The sequence below is a fragment of the Lysobacter spongiicola DSM 21749 genome (assembly GCF_900167055.1).
In the GTDB taxonomy this organism is placed as follows: Bacteria; Pseudomonadota; Gammaproteobacteria; order Xanthomonadales; family Xanthomonadaceae; genus Novilysobacter; species Novilysobacter spongiicola.
This window is the reverse complement of the sequence record NZ_FUXP01000029.1, coordinates 1-1,260: the sequence shown is the minus strand read 5'-3', so window position 1 is coordinate 1,260 and position 1,260 is coordinate 1. Positions and strand designations below refer to the sequence as shown.

The following is a 1,260-nucleotide window of genomic DNA, read 5'->3' as shown; positions in this document are numbered from 1 at the left end:
TGCTCTTCGGAAAAGCGCTTCTTCACGTCCAATCTCCTCGCTTTGGGGAATTGGACTCCAGTTCGCCGTGCTACTCAAAACCGGGGGGACGTCGGTGCCGACAGACCTGCCAACACCACACCCCACAGCCCCACCACCAGCCGAAACAGTACCAGCCCGGGCCGACCGGCGCCTTACCTAGAAGCTCCACGGCGACATGCAGCCGGAGATGGCTCCGCAATGATTGAGCCGACCAGCCGAAGCGACAAAACCCGGGTAGCAACGGTCCAGCCGAAGCAGACCAGGCGGAGCCAACGTAGGACGAGCGCGAGTCGCACTTCCAGCCCAGGTGCAGCCTGCCGAAGAGGCGACCGCAGAACAGCTTGAGCAGTGCCGGCTAACACCTGAGTTAAGCCGCGCCGCGAAGCGGCGTCGGCTTGGACGAATTGTTAGCCGATTCCTGCGCGGCCATCTAGATCCCGCGCTCTCGCGCTTCAGCGAGGGAGACGCATTCGTACTTCACAAGGTGCGTTTCCCCGGCGGCATGCCGCGCTGCGACACCTTCATTGGCGAGCTGCAGCAGTTCCCTGCAGCCAGCACCATTGAGTTGTGCGCCCTCACCCATGAAGTAGGCGCGCAGCGCGGGCGATGAGCTGTCAACGGTGCTGGAGCGTAGGAGCACATAGGTACTCTCGTCCAACTGCTGGTTCGAGCAGGCCGTGAATCCTAGCGTTGCTATGAGAGCGAGAGTGGAGTTGCACTTCATGACGCCAGTGGACCTCGTGAATCGGCTAACACCGGAATTAAGCCGACCCACAACGCGTGAGCCGCAAGTCGATATGGAGTCCCAGCCGCGACTATGCCTGCAAATGGAACGAAGTGGGTTCGGCTTGAATGACCTGTTAGGCCTCGGACGCATCATCCTCGGCTGCCGATTGAGCATGGGAGCGGTTCATGTTGCGTATGCACACGGCTGCAAGCCACGAGGCTGCTGCGTAGCCGCTCAAGATGAGGGCGCTGAGCAACAGAGCAACCGGGTCCATGGAGTGCCCAAAAGACAGGAGGAAAAGTAGAAGCGCAGCGCCAACTAGAACAACAACAAGCTTGTAGAGATCCGACGAGAAGAACCCGACAGCAACTAAAACGCCGAAGTACAGCGTCAAAGGCACGAGGGTAATGAGCAGGATGAACTCGATCAAAGGCCTAACACCGGAGTTAAGCCGCGCCACGAAGTGGCGTCGGCTTGAACGAACTGTTAGGACGCACCGGTGCAGTGTCCTG

Annotated in this window: 1 protein-coding gene; it reads right to left on the bottom strand. The window is 59.8% G+C overall.

Features of this window, described 5'->3' with window-relative positions:
* Nucleotides 1-881 precede the first annotated feature (881 nt).
* A partial coding sequence (locus B5D37_RS14530; RefSeq protein ID WP_234987926.1) for a hypothetical protein occupies nucleotides 882-1,260 on the bottom strand: 379 nt, incomplete at its 5' end.